At 63.6% G+C, this 21,342-nt stretch carries 18 protein-coding genes and 1 pseudogene; 9 read left to right on the top strand and 10 right to left on the bottom strand.

The annotated features are described in order from the left end of the window. Window positions 1–32: 32 nt before the first annotated feature. Entirely contained in the window at window positions 33–2,738 is a 2,706-nt protein-coding gene (locus FJ930_RS17005; RefSeq protein ID WP_141839267.1) for a UvrD-helicase domain-containing protein, read from the bottom strand. An 80-nt stretch (window positions 2,739–2,818) separates the two neighbouring features. Beyond that, entirely contained in the window at window positions 2,819–3,649 is an 831-nt protein-coding gene (locus FJ930_RS17000) for a DUF2059 domain-containing protein (protein ID WP_141839265.1), read from the bottom strand. 187 nt (window positions 3,650–3,836) lie between these two features. Here FJ930_RS17000 and FJ930_RS16995 point away from each other — a divergent pair, with 187 nt between their 5' ends. Continuing rightward, the gene (locus tag FJ930_RS16995) at window positions 3,837–6,152 is read left to right on the top strand and encodes a glucose/quinate/shikimate family membrane-bound PQQ-dependent dehydrogenase (protein WP_141839263.1); all 2,316 of its coding nucleotides are present in this window, start codon (window positions 3,837–3,839) and stop codon (window positions 6,150–6,152) included. A gap of 157 nt (window positions 6,153–6,309) precedes the next feature. Here FJ930_RS16995 and FJ930_RS16990 read toward each other — a convergent pair whose 3' ends face one another. Beyond that, window positions 6,310–6,744, bottom strand: a complete 435-nt coding sequence (locus FJ930_RS16990; RefSeq protein ID WP_141839261.1) for a hypothetical protein — start codon at window positions 6,742–6,744, stop codon at window positions 6,310–6,312. 64 nt (window positions 6,745–6,808) lie between these two features. On the opposite strand from FJ930_RS16990, the gene FJ930_RS30120 reads away from it, so the two are divergent. Further along, window positions 6,809–7,033 (top strand): hypothetical protein, encoded by a 225-nt coding sequence (locus FJ930_RS30120; protein ID WP_181763402.1) that lies wholly within the window; start codon window positions 6,809–6,811, stop codon window positions 7,031–7,033. A gap of 126 nt (window positions 7,034–7,159) precedes the next feature. After that, window positions 7,160–8,056, top strand: a complete 897-nt coding sequence (locus tag FJ930_RS16985) for a dienelactone hydrolase family protein (protein ID WP_141839259.1) — start codon at window positions 7,160–7,162, stop codon at window positions 8,054–8,056. 25 nt (window positions 8,057–8,081) lie between these two features. Here the strand turns inward: FJ930_RS16985 and FJ930_RS16980 are convergent, their stop codons facing one another. Beyond that, complete coding sequence (locus FJ930_RS16980) at window positions 8,082–8,993, bottom strand: DMT family transporter (RefSeq protein WP_141839257.1); 912 nt, start codon at window positions 8,991–8,993, stop codon at window positions 8,082–8,084. Between the two features lie 90 nt (window positions 8,994–9,083). On the opposite strand from FJ930_RS16980, the gene FJ930_RS16975 reads away from it, so the two are divergent. After that, window positions 9,084–9,563: an Lrp/AsnC family transcriptional regulator gene (locus FJ930_RS16975; RefSeq protein WP_141839255.1), complete on the top strand. Its 480-nt coding sequence runs from the start codon at window positions 9,084–9,086 to the stop codon at window positions 9,561–9,563. A 76-nt stretch (window positions 9,564–9,639) separates the two neighbouring features. Here FJ930_RS16975 and FJ930_RS16970 read toward each other — a convergent pair whose 3' ends face one another. Together FJ930_RS16970 and FJ930_RS16965 are read right to left on the bottom strand one after the other, a co-directional pair. After that, entirely contained in the window at window positions 9,640–9,837 is a 198-nt protein-coding gene (locus tag FJ930_RS16970; RefSeq protein ID WP_013894716.1) for a hypothetical protein, read from the bottom strand. Between the two features lie 262 nt (window positions 9,838–10,099). Continuing rightward, the gene (locus tag FJ930_RS16965; RefSeq protein ID WP_140743259.1) at window positions 10,100–10,579 is read right to left on the bottom strand and encodes a thioesterase family protein; all 480 of its coding nucleotides are present in this window, start codon (window positions 10,577–10,579) and stop codon (window positions 10,100–10,102) included. 102 nt (window positions 10,580–10,681) lie between these two features. Between FJ930_RS16965 and FJ930_RS16960 the strand changes: the two genes are divergently transcribed. From FJ930_RS16960 to FJ930_RS16945, 4 genes are all read left to right on the top strand, one after another. Continuing rightward, entirely contained in the window at window positions 10,682–12,100 is a 1,419-nt protein-coding gene (locus FJ930_RS16960) for an FAD-linked oxidase C-terminal domain-containing protein (protein ID WP_141839253.1), read from the top strand. Beyond that, window positions 12,101–12,637, top strand: coding sequence for a hypothetical protein (locus tag FJ930_RS16955; RefSeq protein WP_141839251.1), 537 nt, complete (start codon window positions 12,101–12,103; stop codon window positions 12,635–12,637). Window positions 12,638–12,750: 113 nt separating this feature from the next. Then, the gene (locus tag FJ930_RS16950; protein ID WP_141839249.1) at window positions 12,751–13,272 is read left to right on the top strand and encodes a hypothetical protein; all 522 of its coding nucleotides are present in this window, start codon (window positions 12,751–12,753) and stop codon (window positions 13,270–13,272) included. A 264-nt stretch (window positions 13,273–13,536) separates the two neighbouring features. After that, the gene (locus FJ930_RS16945) at window positions 13,537–17,520 is read left to right on the top strand and encodes an AsmA family protein (RefSeq protein WP_141839247.1); all 3,984 of its coding nucleotides are present in this window, start codon (window positions 13,537–13,539) and stop codon (window positions 17,518–17,520) included. An 88-nt stretch (window positions 17,521–17,608) separates the two neighbouring features. On the opposite strand, the gene FJ930_RS16940 is transcribed toward FJ930_RS16945, so the two are convergent. The 4 genes and pseudogenes from FJ930_RS16940 to FJ930_RS16925 form a co-directional block, all read right to left on the bottom strand. Beyond that, window positions 17,609–18,058, bottom strand: coding sequence for an ester cyclase (locus FJ930_RS16940; RefSeq protein WP_141839245.1), 450 nt, complete (start codon window positions 18,056–18,058; stop codon window positions 17,609–17,611). Window positions 18,059–18,088: 30 nt separating this feature from the next. Beyond that, the gene (locus tag FJ930_RS16935; RefSeq protein WP_141839243.1) at window positions 18,089–19,057 is read right to left on the bottom strand and encodes a zinc-binding alcohol dehydrogenase family protein; all 969 of its coding nucleotides are present in this window, start codon (window positions 19,055–19,057) and stop codon (window positions 18,089–18,091) included. A 182-nt stretch (window positions 19,058–19,239) separates the two neighbouring features. After that, on the bottom strand, window positions 19,240–19,896 hold the full coding sequence (locus FJ930_RS16930) for a hydrolase (RefSeq protein WP_141839241.1): 657 nt from the start codon (window positions 19,894–19,896) through the stop codon (window positions 19,240–19,242). Between the two features lie 501 nt (window positions 19,897–20,397). Further along, window positions 20,398–20,538, bottom strand: a pseudogene (locus tag FJ930_RS16925) (LysR family transcriptional regulator); the annotation flags it as partial. Window positions 20,539–20,646: 108 nt separating this feature from the next. Here FJ930_RS16925 and FJ930_RS16920 point away from each other — a divergent pair. After that, on the top strand, window positions 20,647–21,246 hold the full coding sequence (locus FJ930_RS16920; protein ID WP_140607944.1) for an NADPH-dependent F420 reductase: 600 nt from the start codon (window positions 20,647–20,649) through the stop codon (window positions 21,244–21,246). The last annotated feature ends 96 nt before the right edge of the window (window positions 21,247–21,342 follow it).

Genomic DNA, 21,342 nt, shown 5'->3' with positions numbered 1-21,342 from the left:
CAGCCGGTTTTACGAGGCTTGCAGAATCCGGCTCACACCGGCAGCACGAACCCGTCCAGCACGCGTTTCTGGCCGGCCTTGTCGAAGTCGATTGTCAGCTTGTTGCCTTCGATGGCCGAAATGTTGCCGTTGCCGAATTTCTGGTGGAAGACGCGGTCGCCGACGCTGAAGGGTGACGGCTTGTCGGCGACGGATTTGGCGACCAGTTCGCCGTCGATGGTGCGGCCTTTCACGCTCGTGCGGCCGGCGCCGTAGCCGGAATCGGTCTCGCCATAGCCGATGCGCTCGACCTGATGGCCGGAGCGCGTGCCCCAATTGCGGTCGGTCGCCTCGGTGCGGTTGGCCTGCGCGCGCTGCCAGCCCGGCGTCGAGTAGGTGTTGGAGAAGGCGCCGGATTTTTCCGTGCCGCCGGCATTGCCGCCGATATTGTCGAAGCGCGAGGCACCGTAGGGATTCTGCCTTCCCGCCCCTTTGCCGCCACGGCCCGACGCGAAGGAGCCGCCGCCATAGGGATTGCCGTAGCCGCCATAGGAGTTGCCGGTTTCGGCGATCTCGACATGGGCCTCGGGCAATTCCTCCAGGAAGCGAGACGGAATGGTCGATTGCCACAGGCCGTGGATGAGGCGGTTGGAGACGAACCAGAGATGCAGGTTCTTTTTGGCCCGCGTCAGGCCGACATAGGCCAGTCGCCGCTCTTCCTCCAGCCCGGAGCGGCCGCCCTCGTCGAGCGCGCGTTGATGAGGAAAGAGGCCTTCCTCCCAGCCGGGCAGGAACACGGTCTCGAATTCGAGGCCCTTGGCCGAATGCAGCGTCATGATGCTGACTGCGTCCTGGTCGGCGTTCTGCTCGGCATCCATGACCAGGGCGACATGTTCGAGGAAGGAGCGCAGCGACTCGTACTCCTCCATCGAGCGGATCAGTTCCTTGAGGTTCTCCAACCGGCCGGGCGCCTCGACCGAACGGTCGTTCTTCCACATGTCGGTGTAGCCGCTCTCTTCGAGAATGGTCTCGGCAAGCTCGGTGTGCGGCTTGTTTTCCAGTGCCTTCTGCCAGCGTTCGAAATTGGCGGCCACTTCGCGCAAAGCGGCGCGGGGCTTCGGCTTCAGCTCGTCGCTTTCGGCGAGCGTCGCCGCAGCCTCCAGCATCGGGATGCGCAGCGCGCGCGCCGTGTCATGGATCTGGCGGATGGTGGCCTCGCCGAGTCCCCGCTTGGGCACGTTGACGATACGCTCGAAGGCAAGGTCGTCGGTGCCGTTGGCAACGACACGGAAGAAGGCCAGCGCGTCGCGGATTTCCATGCGCTCGTAGAAGCGTGGACCGCCGATGACGCGGTAATTGAGGCCGAGCGTGATGAAGCGGTCTTCGAAGGCGCGCATCTGGAAGGAGGCGCGCACCAAGATCGCCATGTCGTTGAGATTGTGCTTCTGGCGCTGGTAGGCCTCGATGGTCTCGCCGATGGCGCGGGCTTCCTCCTCGGAATCCCAGGCCGCGTGAACGTTGACCTTGCCGTCCTCGGGATCGTTGCGGTCGGTGAACAGCGTCTTGCCGAAGCGGCCCTCATTGTGGGCGATGAGGTGGGAGGCGGCGCCGAGGATATGCGCGGTCGAGCGGTAGTTGCGCTCCAGCCGGATGATGGTGGCGCCGGGAAAATCCTTGTCGAAGCGCAGGATGTTGTCGACCTCGGCGCCGCGCCAGCCGTAGATGGATTGGTCGTCGTCGCCGACGCAGCAGATGTTGACGGTGGCCGGGCGCGAGTTTCCCTCCCCCTTGAGGGGAGGGTGGCCGGGCGAAGCCCGGTCGGGTGGGGTCCGCGCGGCAGTGCTCGACGCCCTGGCGGTGCCTTCTGCAGCGACCCCCTCCGCCCGCTTCGCGGGCACCTCCCCCTCGAGGGGGGAGGATTGCGGCCTTTGCGCCAACAGGCGCAGCCACATGTACTGGGCTGTGTTGGTGTCCTGGTATTCGTCTACGAGGATGTATTTGAAGCGCTTGTGGTATTCCTTCAGCACGTCCGGATTGGCGCGGAAGATGCGTATCGGGTGGCAGAGCAGGTCGCCGAAATCGCAGGCATTCAGCGTCCGCAGCCGCTCCTGATAGGCCTTGTAGAGTTCGCGGCCCTTGCCGTTTGCGAAGCTGCGCGCGTCGCCCTCGGCGATATCGGCCGGACCTTGCCCTTTGTTCTTCCAGCCGTCGATCATCTGGGCGAACTGCTTGGCCGGCCAGCGCTTGTCGTCCAGCCCTTCGGCCTGGATCAACTGCTTGATCAGCCGCACGACGTCGTCCGTGTCGAGGATGGTAAAATCGGAACGCAACCCCGCGAGTTCGGCGTGACGGCGCAGCAGCTTCACGCCGATCGAGTGGAAGGTGCCGAGCCAGGGCATGCCCTCGACATTGCCTTCGCCGATCAGGATGCCGATGCGCTGCTTCATCTCGCGCGCGGCCTTGTTGGTGAAGGTCACGGCCAGGATCTGCGACGGGAAGGCCTTGCCGGTGGCGAGGATGTGGGCGATGCGGGTGGTCAGGACGCGCGTCTTGCCGGTACCGGCGCCGGCCAGCACCAGAACCGGGCCCTCGGTGGTTTCCACCGCCAGCCGCTGCTCGGGGTTCAACCCCCTGAGATAGTCGGGCGCGTTGTTATGGCCGCTGCGGGCGGCCATGGCACGCGCGGCAATGCCCGACGGGGCCGAGGGCCGCGCATTGGGTTCGTCGAAAAAGGGCATGTCTTCGGAAAAGCCGGACATCTCCCCCGAATGTAGTGATTCGGTGGCGAAAGACCAGAACTGTCTACGTTTTGTTCCCGGTAAAGTGCCGAGAAGGCCGCTCAGGCCTTGCGGTAGCCGAGAGCGACGAACAATCGCTGCCCTAGCGAACGCGCCTCGTCGGTTATCGCCGCGCCCAGAGCGACCTGCATCTGGTCGTAATAGTGGCTACCGGCAGGTGAGGCCAGGAAAGCTTCGTAAAGTCCGAGATCATCAAGCGACAAGTCGCGATACGCGAAAGCAGTATTTTCCATGATCCGCTTTTCGGCTTTCTCGCGAACGTTACCGGCCTGCTTATGCACCAGTGCCATTATCTGCTGATCCGATAAAGGCTGTCCGGCTGCCGCGAGCATTCCCGAAACCACCGCATAGCTCGCGTTCAGTGTCATTGCTTCAGTCATGTCCACGGCGCTGATATCCTCGATGATTTTCCGGTAGAGCGCGAGCCGCGTCGGATCTCCAGCCTGAAGTTCTGCAAGGATTTTCGGACCCTCGATCTTTCTGCGCTCCAAGGCTTGCGGATCGGAGGCCTGAATCTCCAGGCCTGTGACCCGCTTACCCAACGGCGAAGCGAAGAAAGCCGCCAGATCGGTGAGCTCGGCAGGCTGCAGTTGGCCCGAGATTCGGGCTTCGATGGCTTTCTCCATCTTGTCGGCGTCAAAAGCCCCTTCGGCAGCGGCGGACAAGGCCTCCTTGACCTTTTGCGGCCCCGGCACGGATTTTATGCCGGTGACTACGCTTGGGCCTATCCCGGCCAGCATCTCGTGAAAGCCGTTCGCCTTGTTGATGTCGCTGATTGTCTGCGCCGGCGCGGCCACAGTGCCAGCAATGAGCAGGACGAGGCAGTAGAGCGCAAACGCCATGCGCGTCGAATGCGAAACGAATGACGACATTCTGCTTGCTCCAGGGGAAAGATGACCCATGGAGACTGCTGGAAAACCCGAACGCGGGCAAGATGGATTGCCACCTTGGCGTGTGGGCCAGCTTGACAGGCGGAGCGGGTGAGGGAAAGCTGAACAAAGGGCAGGGACGTTGCCCATGGCCGCCTCACTGGCGAGCAACAGTCGAAGGAGTATCATCTTGGCTGTCACCATCACCTCCCTCATCCTGTTTCTCATCGGCCTGGCGCTCGGCGCGGGCGGCATCTGGTTGGCTTCGCTGGGCGGCAGTTGGTATTACATCGTTGCCGGCCTCGCCTTCCTGATCACCGCCTGGCTGCTCTACCGACGCCGGACCACCTCCCTGTGGCTTTACGCCGCGATCGTGCTCTGCACTTTGGCCTGGGCGGTCTGGGAAACCGGCTTCGACTGGTGGGAACTCGGCCCGCGCGGCGGCATCATCGTGCTGGTGGCGCTGTGGCTTTTGACGCCCTGGGCGAGGCGCGGCCTTGCCGGGCCTGACGGGCGCGCGCCGCTGATCCTGGCCGTGCTGGCATCGCTGGCGGTGGCCGGCTATTCGATGACCGCGGACCCGAAGGACATCGGCGGCGCGCTCGACACCGACAAGGTGATCCCCAATGCCAATCTTGGCGGCGACGTGCCGGCTGGCGAGTGGCACTTCTATGGCCGCACGCAGTTCGGCCAGCGTTACTCGCCGCTCGACCAGATCACGCCGGACAATGTCGCCAATCTGCAGCCGGCCTGGACCTACCGCACCGGCGATGTGAAGGGACCGGACGATATCGGCGAGACCACCTATCAGGTGACGCCGCTTAAGATCGGCGACACGCTCTACATCTGCACGCCGCACAATTTCGCAATCGCCATCGATGCGGCGACCGGCAAGGAGAAATGGCGCTACGATCCCAAGATCAAGCTCGACAAGGACCGCCAGCACCAGACATGCCGCGGCGTGTCCTACTATGCCGATGCCGCCGGGGCCGTCGGCCAGCCTTGCGCAAGCCGTGTCTACCTGCCGACGTCGGATGCGCGGCTGATCGCGCTCGACGCCGCCAATGGGCAGGTTTGTCCGGCCTTCGCCGAGGGCGGCACGCTCAACCTTTTGACCGGCATGCCTTACCCGAAGTCGGGTTACTACTATTCGACCTCGGCACCGCTGATCGCGGGCGGCAAGATCATCGTCGGCGGCGCGGTCAACGACAATTATTCGACGCAGGAACCGTCCGGCGTTATCCGCGCCTATGATGCGAGCACCGGCAAATTGTTGTGGAACTGGGATTCCGGCAATCCGGATCAGATCACGCCGCTGCCGGCCGGCCAGACCTACACCGCCAACTCGCCCAACATGTGGTCGACGCCGAGCGCCGACGAGAAGCTCGGCCTGCTCTATGTGCCGCTCGGCAACCAGACTCCCGACCAGCTCGGCGCCGGGCGCAGCGCCAATGTCGAGAAATTCTCCTCCTCTATCACCGCGCTCGACCTCAACACCGGGCAGTTGAAATGGGTGCGGCAGACCGTGCACCACGACCTCTGGGACATGGACGTGCCGGCGCAACCGAGCCTGATCGACATCACCAAGGGCGACGGGACAGTGGTGCCGGCGCTGGTCGGGCCGACCAAGCAGGGCGACCTCTATGTGCTCGACCGGCGCACCGGCGAACCGATGATACCGGTCAAGGAAATGCCGGCGCCCGGTGGCGCCATCGAAGGCGACCACACATCGCCGACGCAGCCGGCATCGGGCCTCTCCTTCAACCCGCCGCCGCTGACCGATGCCGACATGTGGGGCATCACCATGTTCGATCAGCTGGCGTGCCGGATTGCCTTCCACAAATTGCGCTATGAAGGCCGCTACACGCCGCCCTCCCTGCAGGGATCGCTGATCTATCCCGGCAATTTCGGTGTCTTCAACTGGGGCGGGGTCGCCGTGGACCCGGTGCGGCAGGTGATATTCGGCATGCCGACCTACCTGGCATTCACATCCAGACTTATTCCCCGCGCCGACGTGCCGCCGCCGGGCGACGCGAAGGGCAGCGAGCAGGGGCTGAACCGCAATGAGGGCGCTCCCTACGCGGTGGTCATGGGACCGTTCCTGTCGCCGCTCGGCATTCCCTGCCAGGCGCCGCCATGGGGGTATGTCGCCGGCGTCGATCTCAGGACCGGCGCGGTTGCCTACAAGCACCGCAACGGCACGGTCTACGACATGACGCCGCTGCCGCTGCCCTTGAGGGTCGGCGTGCCCGGTATTGGCGGGCCGATGATCACCGCTGGTGGCGTCGCCTTCCTGGGTGCCGCGGTCGACGACTATCTGCGCGCCTACGACCTGACGTCGGGCAAGCAGCTCTGGCGGGCCCGGTTGCCGGCCGGCGGGCAATCGACACCGATGACCTATACGGTGGCCGACGGACGCCAGTTCGTGGTCATCGTTGCCGGGGGCCACGGCTCGGTCGGCACCAAGCCCGGGGACTATGTGATGGCTTACGCGCTGCCGAAGTAAGGCAGATACCGGACGAGTGATCGGTCAAGTTCTGCCGGAATTGTAGTGCAGGGACTGCGCCAGGGCTGAAATTGCACCTTCTCCCCGTCACACTATACGGGGAGAAGGTGCCGGCAGGCGGATGAGGGGCGGCGCAAAGCTTTCCGAGGGGAACGCCTTAGCCAAGCCCCAGATGGCTCTTCAGGCTCGGGACCGAGCCGAGCACCTCGTTGGTCAAATCGGGACCGGCGGCGGCTTCGGCCTGCTGGACCAGCGTGGCGCCGGCCTTCTGGATCTGCGCCATGTCGAGGCCGGAGGCCTTGAGCGCGGCGAGGCCGTTGACCAGCGCGCCCGCCTTTTCGCCGAGAACGCCGCCAAGCGCGCCCTGCAGTGAGGACAGGAAGCCGCCACCGCCGGCAGGGGCGGCGGCCATGACGTCATATTGGTGGGCAAGGTCATCGGCGCCGGGGATCTTGGCGAAAAACGAGGAGGCGCTGGTGCCATCGGCCTCGTGCTCCAGCACCGAGAAGATGGTTCCGACGACTTTCTCCGTCGTCGCCTGATCGAGGCCTGCCTTCTGGGAAACGGTGTTGACGATATCCTGGACGTTCATGATCTCACCTCATCCTTGGGTTTTCGTGTTTGCCGGATGGCGCTGGCGGCTGCGAACCTTGACCATGGACTTCCAGCTCATGGCGACAACGTTCGCGCGCATCGCCAGGAAGGCGGCTGCGGCAACCATGAAGGCGGTTGCCAGGATCGGCGAGTTCATGGTCATCGGCGTGTTCCTTTCAGATCGGACCATTCAGGACCGTGGCCGCGCCATGGGGAGGCCGGTTCCTCAGTCTCCCCCACTATTGTGGCAGCGCCATCAAGATTTGTCGCCGATGACCAAAATGTGATGATCCCGCCGCTCGCCCATAGCCGCGCAACCGGAGTGTCACCGAGCCGTGACTGGACGATGCGAGGCTCGCCCCTATCTTGCCAACCGCAAGGAAGTCGAGGCATCGAGATCGAGGAGTGCGTCCATGACGACGACATCTGCAAACACTGGAAAACCCGTCGTTACCCAGGCGATGATCGACGCCTATGACGAGTATACCCATCTGACGCTCGATCGCCGGCGCTTCATGGAACAACTGACGAGGCTTGCCGGATCTGGCGCGGCGGCGGCCGCGATCGCGCCGCTTCTGGCCGCCAATTCCGCCCAGGCGGCAATCGTCGCCGAAGACGACCCCCGCGTGAAAGGCGAGGACATCACCTATCCCGGCAACGGCGGCGAAATGAAGGGCTATCTGGTCAAACCGGCAAACCAGACCGGCAAGCTCGGCACCGTCATCATCATCCACGAAAACAGGGGGCTCAACGCGCATATACGCGACGTCGCCCGGCGCGTGGCGTTGGAGGGGTTCGTGGCGCTTGCGCCGGATTTCCTGTCGCCGCTCGGCGGCACACCCGCCGACGAGGACAAGGCGCGTGACATGTTCACCCAATTGGACTCCGCGCAGACCGTGGCCGACGGCGTGGCGACCGTCGCCTTCCTCAAGGCCGACAAGGACGGCAATGGCAAGGTTGGCGTCATCGGCTTCTGCTGGGGTGGCGGTGTCGCGAACATGCTGGCCGTCAACGCGCCCGATCTCGCCGCCAGCGTCGCCTATTACGGCATGCAGCCAAAGGCCGCCGATGTCTCGAAGATCAAGGCCGCGTTGCTGCTGCACTATGCCGGGCTCGACGAGCGCACCAATGCCGGCATCGATGCCTTCAAGAAAGAGCTCGACGCCGCCCATGTCGAGTACACGGTCTATGTCTATGAAGGCGCCAACCATGCCTTCAACAATGACACGTCGGCGGCCCGCTACGACAAAAAGGCGGCCGATCTCGCCTGGGGCAGGACTGTCGCTTTCCTCAAGCAGAAACTGGCATAGCGCGAGTGTCAGGCGGCCGGCCGGGTCACCTGGCTGATGGAGCCGGCTTGTGGAAGGCAACGCCGGCCACCACCAGCGCGATGCCGAGGCAATCCCTGAGGCCGGGAACCTGGCGCAGCACGATGACGCCGATCAGCGTTGCCGTGACCGGCAGCAGCGACAGCATCAGCGCAAAGCTCGAGCGCGGCAGCCGTGACATGGCAAGCTGGTCGCAGATGTAGGGAATGACCGAAGAACAGATGCCGACACCAATGGCTGCAACGAGCAGCGGCGGTGAGAAGAAGGCGGGCAGTGCGTCTCTGAAACCGATCGGCAGCACGACGACGAAGGCGACCGCCATGGCGGCACCGAGGCCCGCTATGCCGTCGCCCGCACCGGCGCGGGCGACGCGGTGGCCAAGAACGATGTAGCCGACAAAGAGAGCGCCGTTGAGGAAGGCCCAGAACAGCCCGACAGGATCGCTGGACCACTTCACGTCGATCAGCAGCAAGGTGCCGCCGACGGCCACGGCCAGAGCGGCCAGGTTGCGAGTGCTTCTGAGGCCGACCAGCGCCACGCCGATGGTGCCGACGAATTCGATCGCCGCCACCAGCGAGATCGGCAGGCGGTCAAGCGCCAGGTAGAACGAACAGTTCATCACCGCCAGGCAGGTGCCGAAGGCCAGCAACAGCAGGCGGGTTGGGCGATCGGCGCGGGCGAAGCTCCGCCATGGGCGCGTCAGCGGCGCAAAAATCAGCGCCGCGGTGGCGATGCGCAGCCATGCCATGCCGAGCACGCCGACATGCGGGAAAAGCAGCACGGCGAAGGCCGGCCCGAGATAGTGGAAGACGGCGCTGACACCGAACCAGACATGCGGCGGCAGTTTTGCCGCCAGACTGCCGGGTGCGTGGCGGCCGAGGGCAGGGCTGGCAGCTGAAGCTTGCGTTTGATCGTCCATCGAAATCAGTATCGCAGGCAGCTTTTCCAGTTTATATGGAGAATGGTCGATTGTCGGGCCATTTTCATCACTGGAAACAAGGAGCTTTCAATGAAGCGCCTTCGAACTGAACATATCGATCTTGATGCGGCCGACATGAAGATCCTGCGCCTCTTGGAAAAGGACGCACGCGCCAGCACGGCGGAGCTTGCGCGCTCGGTCGGCCTGTCGGCGCCCAGCGTCGCCGAGCGCATCAAGCGGCTGCAGGAGAACGGCGTGATCGAAGGCTATTCGGTGAGGATCAATCCCGCGGCCCTTGGGCTGAAGCTGTCGGCGTGGCTGCGCATCCGACCAGTGCCGGGACAATTGTCGGTGGTGGCCGAGATCATCCGTGAGTTGCCCGAAATCGCGCAATGCGACCGGGTGACCGGGGAGGACTGCTTCATCGCCCTGGCACATGTCGGCTCGGTCGCCGAACTCGAACGGGTGATCGATCGCATCATCCCCTATGCGATGACGAACACGGCCATCATCCAGTCGTCGCCGGTGCCCGCGCGTTCGCCTCTGGCGGCGATCCGGCGATCGCCGTGAAATGGCGCGACGGTTATCGGATGTTTCCGCGGGCGGCTGTGACGAACGGCATCAGCCTCGGGCCGGCTCGCCGGCGTCAGGCGTGGCCACGCTTCAGGCGGGCGCGCTTTAAAATGCTGCGCCAGCGGATCATGTCGAACGGGATCGGCTCATTGTTGTTGGCGATGTGGAAGATTTCGTTGTCGACGTTCTTGAGCGAACGCCAGAAATCATAGTCCGTTATGCGCGGATCAGCGGCCAGCCTGTCCACCTCGACCTTGATGTCGGTTTTCATGCACGTCCCTCGAACCGGCTTTGCCCCGCCGCCCGTATCGCAACTCGATGCGGATCGTTTTCGACCGCTCCGCTGAGTCGTTCAACGTCTCAATTGGCTTGTTCCCGTTAAAACCTCGGTAAGGTTAACGCGGGTCCAGAGCCGCTTCAAGCACTGGTGCCAGCGGACATCAGAGGTTCGGCGATTTTGAGTTTCGGGTGTGGCTTTGAAGTCAGATCCGGTCGCCTCGCCGTTCGGGAGCTGGACGGATACCGGCCTCGCCCTACTTGCGCTTGATGCCGATCGAGCGGCCCGCGCGCTCGGGCATGGGCAGGGCCGAATGGGCGGCGCGCATGGCTTCGATCCTGGCCAGCACATCGGCGGGGAAGGGTGCCACCTTCGGCCCCGCCATGTCGACATGCAGCGACAGGGTCTCGGACGTGGCGGCGAGCCAGCCGTCGACATGGCGGATTTCCTGGTAGGCCCTGAGCCGCTTCTCGTCATGGTCGATGAGTTGGAAGGAGACCCTGACCTTGTGGTCCAGATGCAGCTCCTGGACGTAGCAGACATGGACTTCGGCCGTGTAGATGGTGAGCCGCCGCTCTTTCACGTAATCCAGCCCCATGCCCATCGCTTCGAAGGCCTCGTCCGAACAGCGGTCGAACAGGACGTTGTAATAGGCCATGTTGAGATGGCCGTTGTAGTCGATCCAATCCTTCTCGATGTCCATGGGCCTGGAGACGAAGGGGGCGGGGATGGACATCGAAACTTCCTTGTTCTGGTGCTGGACACAGCGTGGCTGGTGAGACTACGCATCCATAATCGCATGACAAGCGTGGGCACTGGTCCATTAGCGGAGGAATTCATGGCTCTGAGCGACCTCAATCCGGTCGAACGCAACGAGGAAGGCATCGCGGCGGTGCTTGGCATCCTCAAGCAGCGGCTGGGCGAGCGCTTCCAGACCGGCCAGGCTATCCGCTCGCAGCATGCGCACACCACCACCTATATTCCGACGCAGGCGCCGGACGGCGTCGCTTTCCCGGAGACCACGGCCGAGGTGCAGGAGATCGTGCGCGCTTGCGCCACGCACCGCGTGCCGGTGATCGCCTTCGGCGTCGGCTCGTCGCTGGAAGGCCATACCAACGCGCCCGGTGGCGGCATTTCGGTCGATACGTCACGCATGAACCGCATCCTTGCAGTCAATCCGCAGGACCTCGACTGCACGGTCGAGCCTGGCGTGACGCGTGAGGATCTGAACCGGCATCTGCGCGACACCGGGCTGTTCTTCCCGATCGATCCGGGCGCCAATGCCTCGCTGGGCGGCATGGCGGCGACGCGGGCCTCCGGCACCAACGCGGTGCGCTACGGAACGATGCGCGAAAACGTGCTGTCGCTGACGGCGGTGATGGCAGACGGCGAGACGGTGACGACCGGCAAGCGGGCGAAGAAGAGCTCGGCCGGCTACGATCTGACGCGGCTGCTGGTCGGTTCGGAAGGCACGCTCGGCATCATCACCTCGCTGACGCTCAAGCTGCAAGGCATTCCGCAGGCGATCTCGGGCGGCGTCTGTCCGTTTCCGAGCGTCGAGGCGGCCTGCAACGCGGTCATCGCGACCATCCAGATGGGCATCCCGGTGGCGCGCATCGAACTGGTCAACGCGCTGCAGATGCGGGCGATGAAGAATTATTCCAAGCTCGACTATCCCGAGAGCCCGTGCCTGTTCGTCGAGTTCCATGGCAGCGACGCCGGCGTCTCCGAGCAGGCCGAAACCTTCGGCATGATCGCCGAAGAGAATGGCGGCGGCCCGTTCCTGTGGACCAGCGTCGCCGAGGAACGCTCCAAACTGTGGAAGGCCAGGCATGACGCCTACTGGTCGTCGTTGACGCTGCGCCCGGGCGCCAAGGGGCTTTCCACCGATGTCTGCGTGCCGATCTCACGCTTTGCCGAATGCGTCACCGAGACAGAAGCCGACATCGCCGAAATGGGATTGATCGCGCCGATCGTCGGCCATGCCGGCGACGGCAATTTTCACGTCTTGGTGCTGATGGATGTGAATGACCCGAAGGAAATCGCGCTGTCGGAGAAATTCGTCGCGCGCCTCAACATGCGGGCGATCGCCATGGACGGAACCTGCACCGGCGAGCACGGCGTCGGCCAGGGCAAGATCGGCTTCCTGCGCCACGAACTCGGCCATGGTGTCGACATCATGCGAACGATCAAGCAGGCGCTCGATCCGCAAAACATCATGAATCCGGGCAAGATCTTGCCGGGCCAAGATCATTAGATGTCGAAACCAGAGGTTTTGCTGCCCATCAAGGTGCCGCCGTTGAGCGCCGGCGCGCCGCTGCCTCATATATTTGCGGATGAAGGCAGGCTGCTCATAGCCTACCTGGCGAACATCCCGGACCCGTCATTCGATGGCACAAACCCACGATCGGTTTCGGCTGCAACCAGCAACCAGACCGTCGTTATACTGGCGGCAGATCCCTATTTGGCTTTGCAATTTGGACCGTCGAACGACGAAACGATCAGTGGGCATCGTTTGCATGGATTGGGTTTGCAGCCCTATTCCGCATTCGAAGTCGAAAATTCATCGTGGATCGGCTCTCTTGAAAGGGCAAATCGGAGTCACTCGTCTCATGCGCCGGAGCTGCTCTCAGGCTATCGGCATTTCATCCTGACGTTCCACGATTCCACGATTGAGTTCGTCGCCGCGAGTTTCTCGACCAGCCTTCATGAGGGGGCGGTCCTCGCCGTGTTGATGGAGGCGGCTGTGAATCCTGCCTCACTTCATGTCGAAGTCGGTTCGCTTTCTCGATAGATTTTGGCGGCGGCGCGATTGATCGATTTGCCCGTCTTGACCGCGCCGCCATTCGGGTCGAGGCTTCCCGTGGCAACCCTGAAAGACGGGTCTGCCGGCTGAGGAGGACTGTCATGGCCATTTCACGCAAGGAAGAAGCCCGCGCCCTGAGCGCCGATGAAAAGGAACTGGTGGAGAAATCGCACCATCCGGCGGTGCAGGATCTTTCCGACGCCGACCTTTCCGGCCTGGTCAAGCTTTTGCGGGAGCGGCGCGACAAGGCGCAGACCGAAGCCCACCGCCGCCGGCGTGAAATACGTGGCAAGGGCGCGCCCAAAGGCGCGGCCGCCTCAAAGGCCGATGGTGGTTCGCAGGTGAAGCTGGCGGTGCTGGCGATGGCCATGCGGCGCCTGAATGGCGAGGCCGAACGACGGCGCCAACTGGCAGCTCGCCTTTCGCTGGTCGGGAATGCTCGCAAGGCGCTGGCCATGAAGCAAAGCGCGGCGGCGGACGGTCCCGCTCACAATTCGCGGACGGCTCACAAGGGCATGCGGGCCGTGGCCAACGAGCGGGCGCCGGAGCTGGTGCGGCCGGCGGAACTTGGCCGCCAGCGCAAGGCGGGCAAGGTAGCGCAGGCCAAGCGCGACGCACGCTAAGGTCTTTTCAATTGTGACTGTCGGCCCGCCACGTTAGCGTGTAGCGGGATTTGCCTCTGCTTGCTCTGGACAAGGCCTGCGGCATCGGGCGCGCCCGCGCGATGTCGTGCTGCCCTGCGGGGTGGAGACGCCCAAAAATCCCTGCTTTGTCCCCGATTTGTTTTCAGATCGTCCGACGCGACCCAACACTGGGTGAATTGCCTCTTTATCGACACGCCGATGCGGGTAGAGTGCGGCAGAATTTCAATCAACTGTTTGGAACTGATGCTCGCACGCCTGTTCGTGATCTTCGGTGGCCTTTTCGTACTGGTGCTGTGCGCGGCGCTGGTGGTGCCGTACTTTGTCGACTGGACCGGCTACCGCGCCGAGTTCGAGCGCGAGGCGAGCGCCATCCTTGGCCGCAAGGTGACGGTGCAGGGCGACGCCACGGCAAGACTGTTGCCGTTCCCTTCGGTGACATTCTCCAACGTCGCGGTCGCTGGCGGCCCGAATGGTCAGCCAGCCATGACCGTCGAGACGTTTTCGATGGATGCGGAACTGGCGCCTTTCCTGCGCGGCGAGGTGCTGATCTTCGACATGCGGCTGGTGCACCCGAAAGCGACAATCGATATTGCCAATGACGGCACGGTCGACTGGGCGATGCGCCCGTCCACGCCGGTCAATCCCGGCCAGATCTCGATCGAGAAGCTGACAGTGACGGAGGGGCAGATCGAACTGCGCCATGCCGCCGGCGGACGCAGCCATATCTTTTCCGAGATCAACACCACCATTTCGGCCAAGTCGCTGGCCGGTCCATGGCGCATGGATGGCACGTTGCGGCTGGATGGGCTGCGCACCACGATCGCGGCATCGACCGGCAAGGCCGAACCCTCCGGACAGATGCGGATCCGGCTGAAGGCCGATCCCGACAGCTATCCGCTGGTGATCGAAACCGACGGCAATGCCGGCATCGTCAATGGGGCCGCCGCCTATTCCGGCCAGTTCAAGATTTCCGGTGCCGACAAGAATTCGGCCCAGTTGCGCGGCAGCGACGGCGAGACGGTGAAGGTCAGCGCCGGCAAGCCAGATCCCGGCTTCCGGCTGAACGGCAAATTCTCGCTCGATCACCAGAAGCTCGGTGTCGACGAATTTCGTTTCGAAACGGGTCCGCTCGACAATCCCTATACCGCCGACGGCAAGGCTTCGGTCGATCTCGGCCAGAGGCCGAGCTTCGCCATCGAGGCCAACGGCGCGCAGGTGCAGTTCGACGAGGCGGTGGGCGCCCAGGCCGGCGCCGGCCTGACGCTGGACCAGCGCATTGCCGGACTGGAGCAGGCGCTGCTCGAACTGCCGAAGCCGACCATCCCCGGCACCGTTGAGGTCAAGCTGCCCGCGGTGGTTGCCGGCGACACGACCGTGCGTGACGTCCATCTTTCCGCCGAACCCGTCGAAGGCGGCTGGTCGGTCAAATCGCTTGCCGCGACCTTGCCCGGCCGCACCACGCTGGAAGCCGACGGCATGCTCAGCGTCGAGGACCATTTCGGCTTCACTGGTTCACTCCTGCTGGCCGTCGCCCAACCTTCCGGCTTTGCCGCCTGGCTGTCAAAGGACGTCGACGAGGCGATCCGCCGTCTGCCGGCCGCCGGCTTCAAGGCCAAGGTCGATCTCTCGGAGAAGCGCCAGGCCTTCAGCGATCTCGAGCTGATCCTGGGCAAGGCGAAGTTTTCCGGACGCATCGATTCGAGCCAGCCCGACGATGCCAGGCCTTCGGTGCTGATGCGGCTCGAGGGCGGTGAGCTCGATGTCGATGGACTGGCGGCCTTCGCCTCGATCTTCGTCAGCGACAAGGGCGCCAACCGCTTTGCCGATCGCGATCTCGATTTTCAGATCAAGGCCGGGCCGGTCAGCGCCGGCGGGTTGACCGCCGACACGGTCGACACGGCGCTCAGGCTGCGCGACGGGTTGCTTGAAGTCGACCGGCTCTCGGTTGGCGGGCTGGCCGGCGCTTCGATCAGCGCCACCGGCCGGATCAAGGATTTTGCGGCAAGCCCGACCGGCAAGCTCGATGCCTCGGTTGTCGCCGTCGACCTGAAGCCGCTGATCGACGTTGCAGCGCAGCATTATCCGGGCAATGCGGTGCTGAAGGGGCTGGCGAGCCGCGCCGCTGCCTATCCGGATCTGTTCCAGGACGCCCGCGTCGACCTTGTAGCGAGCGCCGCCGACAATGGCGACGGCACAACGGGGCTGGCGGTAAGCGGGCAAGGCAAGGCCGGTGGTTCGGCTTTTTCCGCCTCGCTGTCAGGGAAGGGGGCGCCGGACAAACTGCTCGAAGCGCCGGTGACGCTGACTTTCAACGCCAAAAACCCCGATGCCACAACGCTGCTGGCGCTCTACGGCCTGCCGGCGCTGCCGCTCGGCATGTTGGGCGAGGCAAGCACGGATATCCAGGCCAAGGGCACGTTTGGCGGCGGCCTGGCGACGAGTTTCAGCCTCGCCGGCAATGACTTCAAGGCCGGCTTCGAAGGAACTGTCACGGCGACCCCGCAGGGGCCCACCGCAAAGGGCAAGATCAGCCTTGATGCCGCCGACATCGAACCCTGGCTGATGACCGCAGGCATCGGTCTGCCGGGCATGGGGGCTGGCATGTCGACGTCGCTTGCGGCGCAGGGCGATTATGGCAACGGCCTGTTGGTGCTCGACAATGTCAATGGTGCCATCAACGAAGCAGCGGTCTCCGGCGACGTCAACGTCGATGTCAAGGACGGCGCGCCGCATCTGGCCGGCGCGCTGGTGCTCGATGAACTCGACCTCGATCCGTTGGCGGTGGCGCTGTTTGGCGATTCCGCTTTCCTTGCCGACAAGAATCGGGCCGACAAGAGTGGGACCGATAAGAATGGGGCTGACAAAAGCGCGAGCGACAAGGGCGGCGCGTGGCCGGCCGCGCCGTTCAGCCAGAAATCCAGCCTGCCGTTCAGCGCCGACCTCGACCTGACGACGGCGGCATTGGCAGCCGGCCCGTTAGCCACTGCCTATGGCGCCGCCTTTTCACTCAAGCTCGACAAGGAAGGCATCCGTGTCTCCGACCTCAAGGCGAAATACCTGGGCGGCGCGCTGACCGGCCTGTTCGAGTTGAAGAACAATGACGGCACCGGGCTTTTCACCGGCCAGATGAAGCTGGCGGGCGCCGATCTGGCAAACGTGTTGCCGGACGCCGGCATCAGCGGCAATGGCGATTTCTCGACGACGCTGTCGACCAGCGGCAAGTCGGTGGATGCGATGGTCGCTGCCCTGTCGGGTTCCGGCACGGCGACGCTGAGGGGGGTACAGGTCGCCGGCATCAATCCCGATGCGTTCAGCGCGTTCCTTGCCAAGGCGGATGCGATCGGGCGCGATATCGACGCGGCCAAGACCGCCGCCTTTGCGCCTGACATTGCCGCCGATGGCAGCTTTGCCGCCAAGGACGCCGACATCGCCTTCACGGTTGCCGGCGGCACGCTGAGGGCGCCGCCGATCAGTCTCGAGAATCCGGCGGCGACCCTGTCGGCCGACATCACCGCCGATTTCAACGCCAGCACGGTTTCCGCCAAGGGCGCGATCACCTATCGGCCCGGCGACGAGGCGCTGGTCGGCTCCGAACCGGTCATGAATTTTACCGCCGAGGGTCCATTCGGCGCCGTGACGCGGCAGTTCGACAGCGAGCCGCTGGCACAGTTCCTGACCCAGCGCGCGCTGGAAAAGGAGCAGCAGCGCGTCGAAGCGATGCAGGCGGCGCTGCTGGAGAAGCAGCGCCTGCGGCGCGAGGTGCGTTACTACGCGGCGCTGCAGGACGCGCGCGACAAGGCCGCCGAGGAACTGCGCCAGCAGGAGGAAGCGGCCCGCCTGAAAGCCGAGGCGGATGCCAAGGCCAAAGCGGAGGCTGACGCGCAGGCCCAGGCTGAAGCGGATGCGAAGGCGAAAGCCGACGCTGAAGCGAAAGCCAAGGCTGATGCCGACGCCAAGGCCAAGGCCGACGCAGAAGCGAAGGCCGCCGCGGAACAGCAGGCAGCGGACGAGGCCGCCAAGGCGCAGGCCGAGCAGGAACGCCAGAGGGCGGAAGAGGCGATGCGCATCGCCTCGCAGGAAAAGGCCAGGCAAGAAGCCGAGCGCAAGGCCGCGGAACAGGCGTCCAAAGTCCAGCGTGCGCCGTTGCCCGAGGCCAACGACAATCCTCCGGCCAAGCCAAAGGCCAATCCGTTCACGATCGACAATCTGCTCAAGTCGCTGCAGTAGCGCTGCCGCCTTCCCCGCTCGCGCCGAAAGATCAGCGCCGCCGACAACCGGGATTCAACGATGCGATGCGTCTGCGCGCCGTTGGAGATCAGTCCCTCAGGGTGTTCTGGAAGGACTTGAAGGCGGTCGCCGCAGGCTTGGCGGTGAGCTGTTCCTGGAACTTGGCGAAGTCAGCGACTTCCCAGTGCTCCGCGAGTTTGCCATCGGCGATCCGGTAGAACTGAAAGGCGGCGAAATCGACGCGGTTTCCGGTCGCCTTGATGTCCCCGAAATCATGCACCTGGGTGCCGCTGACGCGGTTCATCACCGCCACCCGATCGCCTTCGGCGATGATCTGCTCAATGGTCCAGGTGAAGTCCGGGAAGCTGGCCCTCAGCCCCTGGAGGTAGCTCCGGACGACTTCAATTCCCGAGGTCTGCCCTTCGAGCTTGTCGCCATAGTCCTCCGACACAATGTCGGCGAGCTGACGGAGGTCGCCGGAATTGAACATCTCGAAATAGCGATGCACGATGGCTTTGTTGGCTTCGGAGTCGGACATCAGCGGATCCTTCTTGTAATAGTGAGGCGGCTAAGCATTTTGCGGATTTAGGATATGTTTTGCCGAGGCATCGCCGGCGGCGACTGCCTCATAGGCCTTCACGGCATCATCGAGCGGCCAGGTCTTGACCGGCGACGGTCGCAACGCGCCGCTCTCGAAACCCGGGCGAAGCGCGTTCAGGATCGCCGCGATGTCGACGCCTGTGAGCTTGGCGGTATCAACGCCGATCAAATGTTGCCGATTATGATAGAAATCCATCAGATCGAATTCGACGCGGCGCGAACCGACGCTTGTGATCGCCACCTGACGGCCATCCAGACCGAGCGACTTCATCGCCGGCTCGAAGACCGGCCCGCCGACGGCGTCCAGTACAAGATTCACGCCTTTGTTCTCGGTCAGCGCCGCCACCATGGTGGGCAGGTCCTTGGTTTTCGTGTTGATGAAGATATCCGCTTCGGAATCCTGGCTCATGTTGATGTCGGCGCCGATCACGCGAGCCTTCTTCCAGTGCGCAATCTGGATCGCCGCGCGGCCGACGGCGCCGGACGCGCCGGTGATGAGCACCGTTTCGCCGGCTCGGATATCGCCTGCCACCACGAGCGCGGACCACGCCGTGACAAAGGGGACGCCGATGGCGGCGGCCTGCTCCATCGACAGGTTCGCCGGCATCTCCGAAAGCCAACCTTCCGGTATGGCAACGAACTGGGCGTGGGAGCCGTCGCGGATGATGCCGAATCCGGCGCCGTTGCCCCATACGGACTTGCCCGCCCAACGGCTCGAAGCTGCGACGACCGTCCCGGCATAGTCGCGACCAGGTGTGCGCGGCAACGTTGGGTTAAACACGCCGGAGACAAATTTCACGTCGCTGGGATTGATCGCCGAAGCAGCCACTTTCACCAACGCCTCGCCAGCTTGCGGGACGGGCTTTGCGATGGTCTGAACGCCCAGGACCGAGGGCGGACCAAAGGCCGAAAAGCGAACGGCGCGCATCGTCGTCATCGCCAGTCTCCAGACATGAGAACCTTCACCGGGCAATGTCCCGACGCGGAATTGAAGAGCGATCGAAAGCCGAACTTTTAACCCGCCGATCGCTACAAGCCGGGAGTGAGGTCGTCAGGCAGTAACCATGAGGTCCGGAAGGTGAAACCCGCGGCAGCCTGGCAGCGGGCTTCGCCGTGCCGTCAGGCTCCGCCGTGCGAGCCGAGAAGTTGCCACTCCCACGCCAGACTGGTGCCGGTCGCTCCACCATGGTCCAGTAGGACCTGCGCCAGCGCCGGAACCGTGGATTCCCGCGCCCAATCGCGCTGGAGTTCCGATGCGAACACCATCCAGGTCAGCGGCACGCCGCCGGCCTGGATCATCCGTTGAACGCCACGATCATGCGCTTCCGTGCTGACGCCGCCGGAAGCGTCGGTCACAAAATAGACTTCCCAGCCCTCGCCAAGCGCCTGGATGACGGGGAAAGCGAGGCATATTTCGGTCCAGAGGCCAGCGATGACGACTTTCTTCCGGCCGGTCTTCTTCACCCAGTCGACGCAGGCCTTGTCCTCCCAGGTGTTGATAGTGGTCCGGTCGATCGGCACCTGATCGGGAAACACGTCCTGGATCGCCTTGAGAAGCTCGCCACCGCGATCCTTGATCACCGTTGTCAGAAGTGTCGGCACATTGAAGGCCTTGGCCGCCTTCGCGAGAGCAACCGTGTTGTTGATCATGATTTGCGGGTCGATGTTTCGAACACCCGCAACCTGGAACGCCTGATGGTCGATAAGCACAAGGACGCAATTCTCGGGCGTCAACATCGCCTCGAGACCAACCTTGGGGAATACTGCAGCGGCCATGTAATTTCCTTTTGATGTTTTCGCGGACGGGCCTGCGCCCATCCGCATGGTGATTCAATCTTCAATTCAAGTGATCGAATATCTGGTTCGTACGGGATCAGATTTGACCGCAGTTGCATCAGGCGAACAGTCAGATACGGTCGAGCGTGACGTTCGATGCGATCGACAAGCCGTTACGAGGCGTGTGGATCATCGAACCAAATTGACTGTCTTGCGGCGAGGCCGGCGCTATGCGCCGACTGGAGTCACCAGCGATCCAAGCGCGTCGCGTCTCAACGGATTCAGGCGACCCGTCTCAGGTCTTTGTCTTATGCATGTCGTGTTGCCAAAACCGAACTCACTTTTGGGTGACATGCATTCGCTCGCTATTCCCGGTTCATTTGCTCAATTCGACGTCTGCTGCTCGGGCGACATTGCGCGCTTACGAAAGCGGCGCTTCCCCGTCGTCAGTGAGCCGGGCCGGCGGGTGGAATCTCGTTCGAAAAGCGTGACGCCAAGCTACGCTTCCAGATTGGTGATCGTGTAGCTGACAACCGAAGTGGCTCGGTTGAGCTGGCGCGCCGCGCCCGCGAAACTTCCGACGTCGATCACGGTCAGAAACACTCGCGATTGATCAAACGTTGGCGTGCCGGGATCAGACATGCCGATTTCCTCGAATGGAAGACTCGAAATTTTACGAGTTTCGTACCCTGGGTCAGGGGCGCTACCATTCGCAACAGACGACCCCACCGACTTTAGAGGACCTGGCAAATGACCTATGCGATAATCGGATCTGGCGCCATCGGCCATGCCATCGCCACGCAGTTCGCGCGCCAAGGCATCGATGTGATGGTGGCCAACAGCCGAGGACCGTCGTCGCTCACCGACATGGCACGCGCACTCGGTCCCAACATCAAGCCTGCCACCACTGGTGACGTGGTCCACGCCGATGTGGTGATCCTGGCGATTCCCTTTGGTGCCATTCAGGCGTTCGCCGGGAGCGCGGGTGCGGATTGGAACAACCGCTTGGTGATCGACGCGAGCAACGCGGTCGACTTTCCAGCGTTCAAGCCCGCCGATCTGGGCGGCCGCCTCTCAACCGAAATCGTCGCGGAGGCTTTTCCTGGCGCCCGTGTCGTGAAGGCCTTCAATACGGTCCCGGCGGCAAAGCTGGAAGCGCCGCCAGCGCAGGCGGGCGGACGGCGCGTTGTGGTGTTGTCCGGTGATGACGGCAGCGCGAGGTCCCAGGTTGCCGCTCTGATCGAGCGACTCGGCTATGCGGCGCTTGACCTCGGCACGCTACGGCAGGCCAGTCATCTGCAGCAGTTTGGCGGCACGCTGGTGGCTCAGGATCTGATCAAGCTGGCCTGATCTTGCCATGCACCGAGATAACGCCGCTGGCAACAACGGGGACAGCCGTTGATTTCACGGCATCGGCTGCTTTGGCTGTCCTGCGTCCAACACGCT

It is taken from the genome of Mesorhizobium sp. B2-4-15 (assembly GCF_006658505.1).
Classification (GTDB): domain Bacteria; phylum Pseudomonadota; class Alphaproteobacteria; order Rhizobiales; family Rhizobiaceae; genus Mesorhizobium.
Note: the sequence above shows the minus strand (reverse complement) of the source record. Positions and strands in the feature narration are given on the sequence as shown.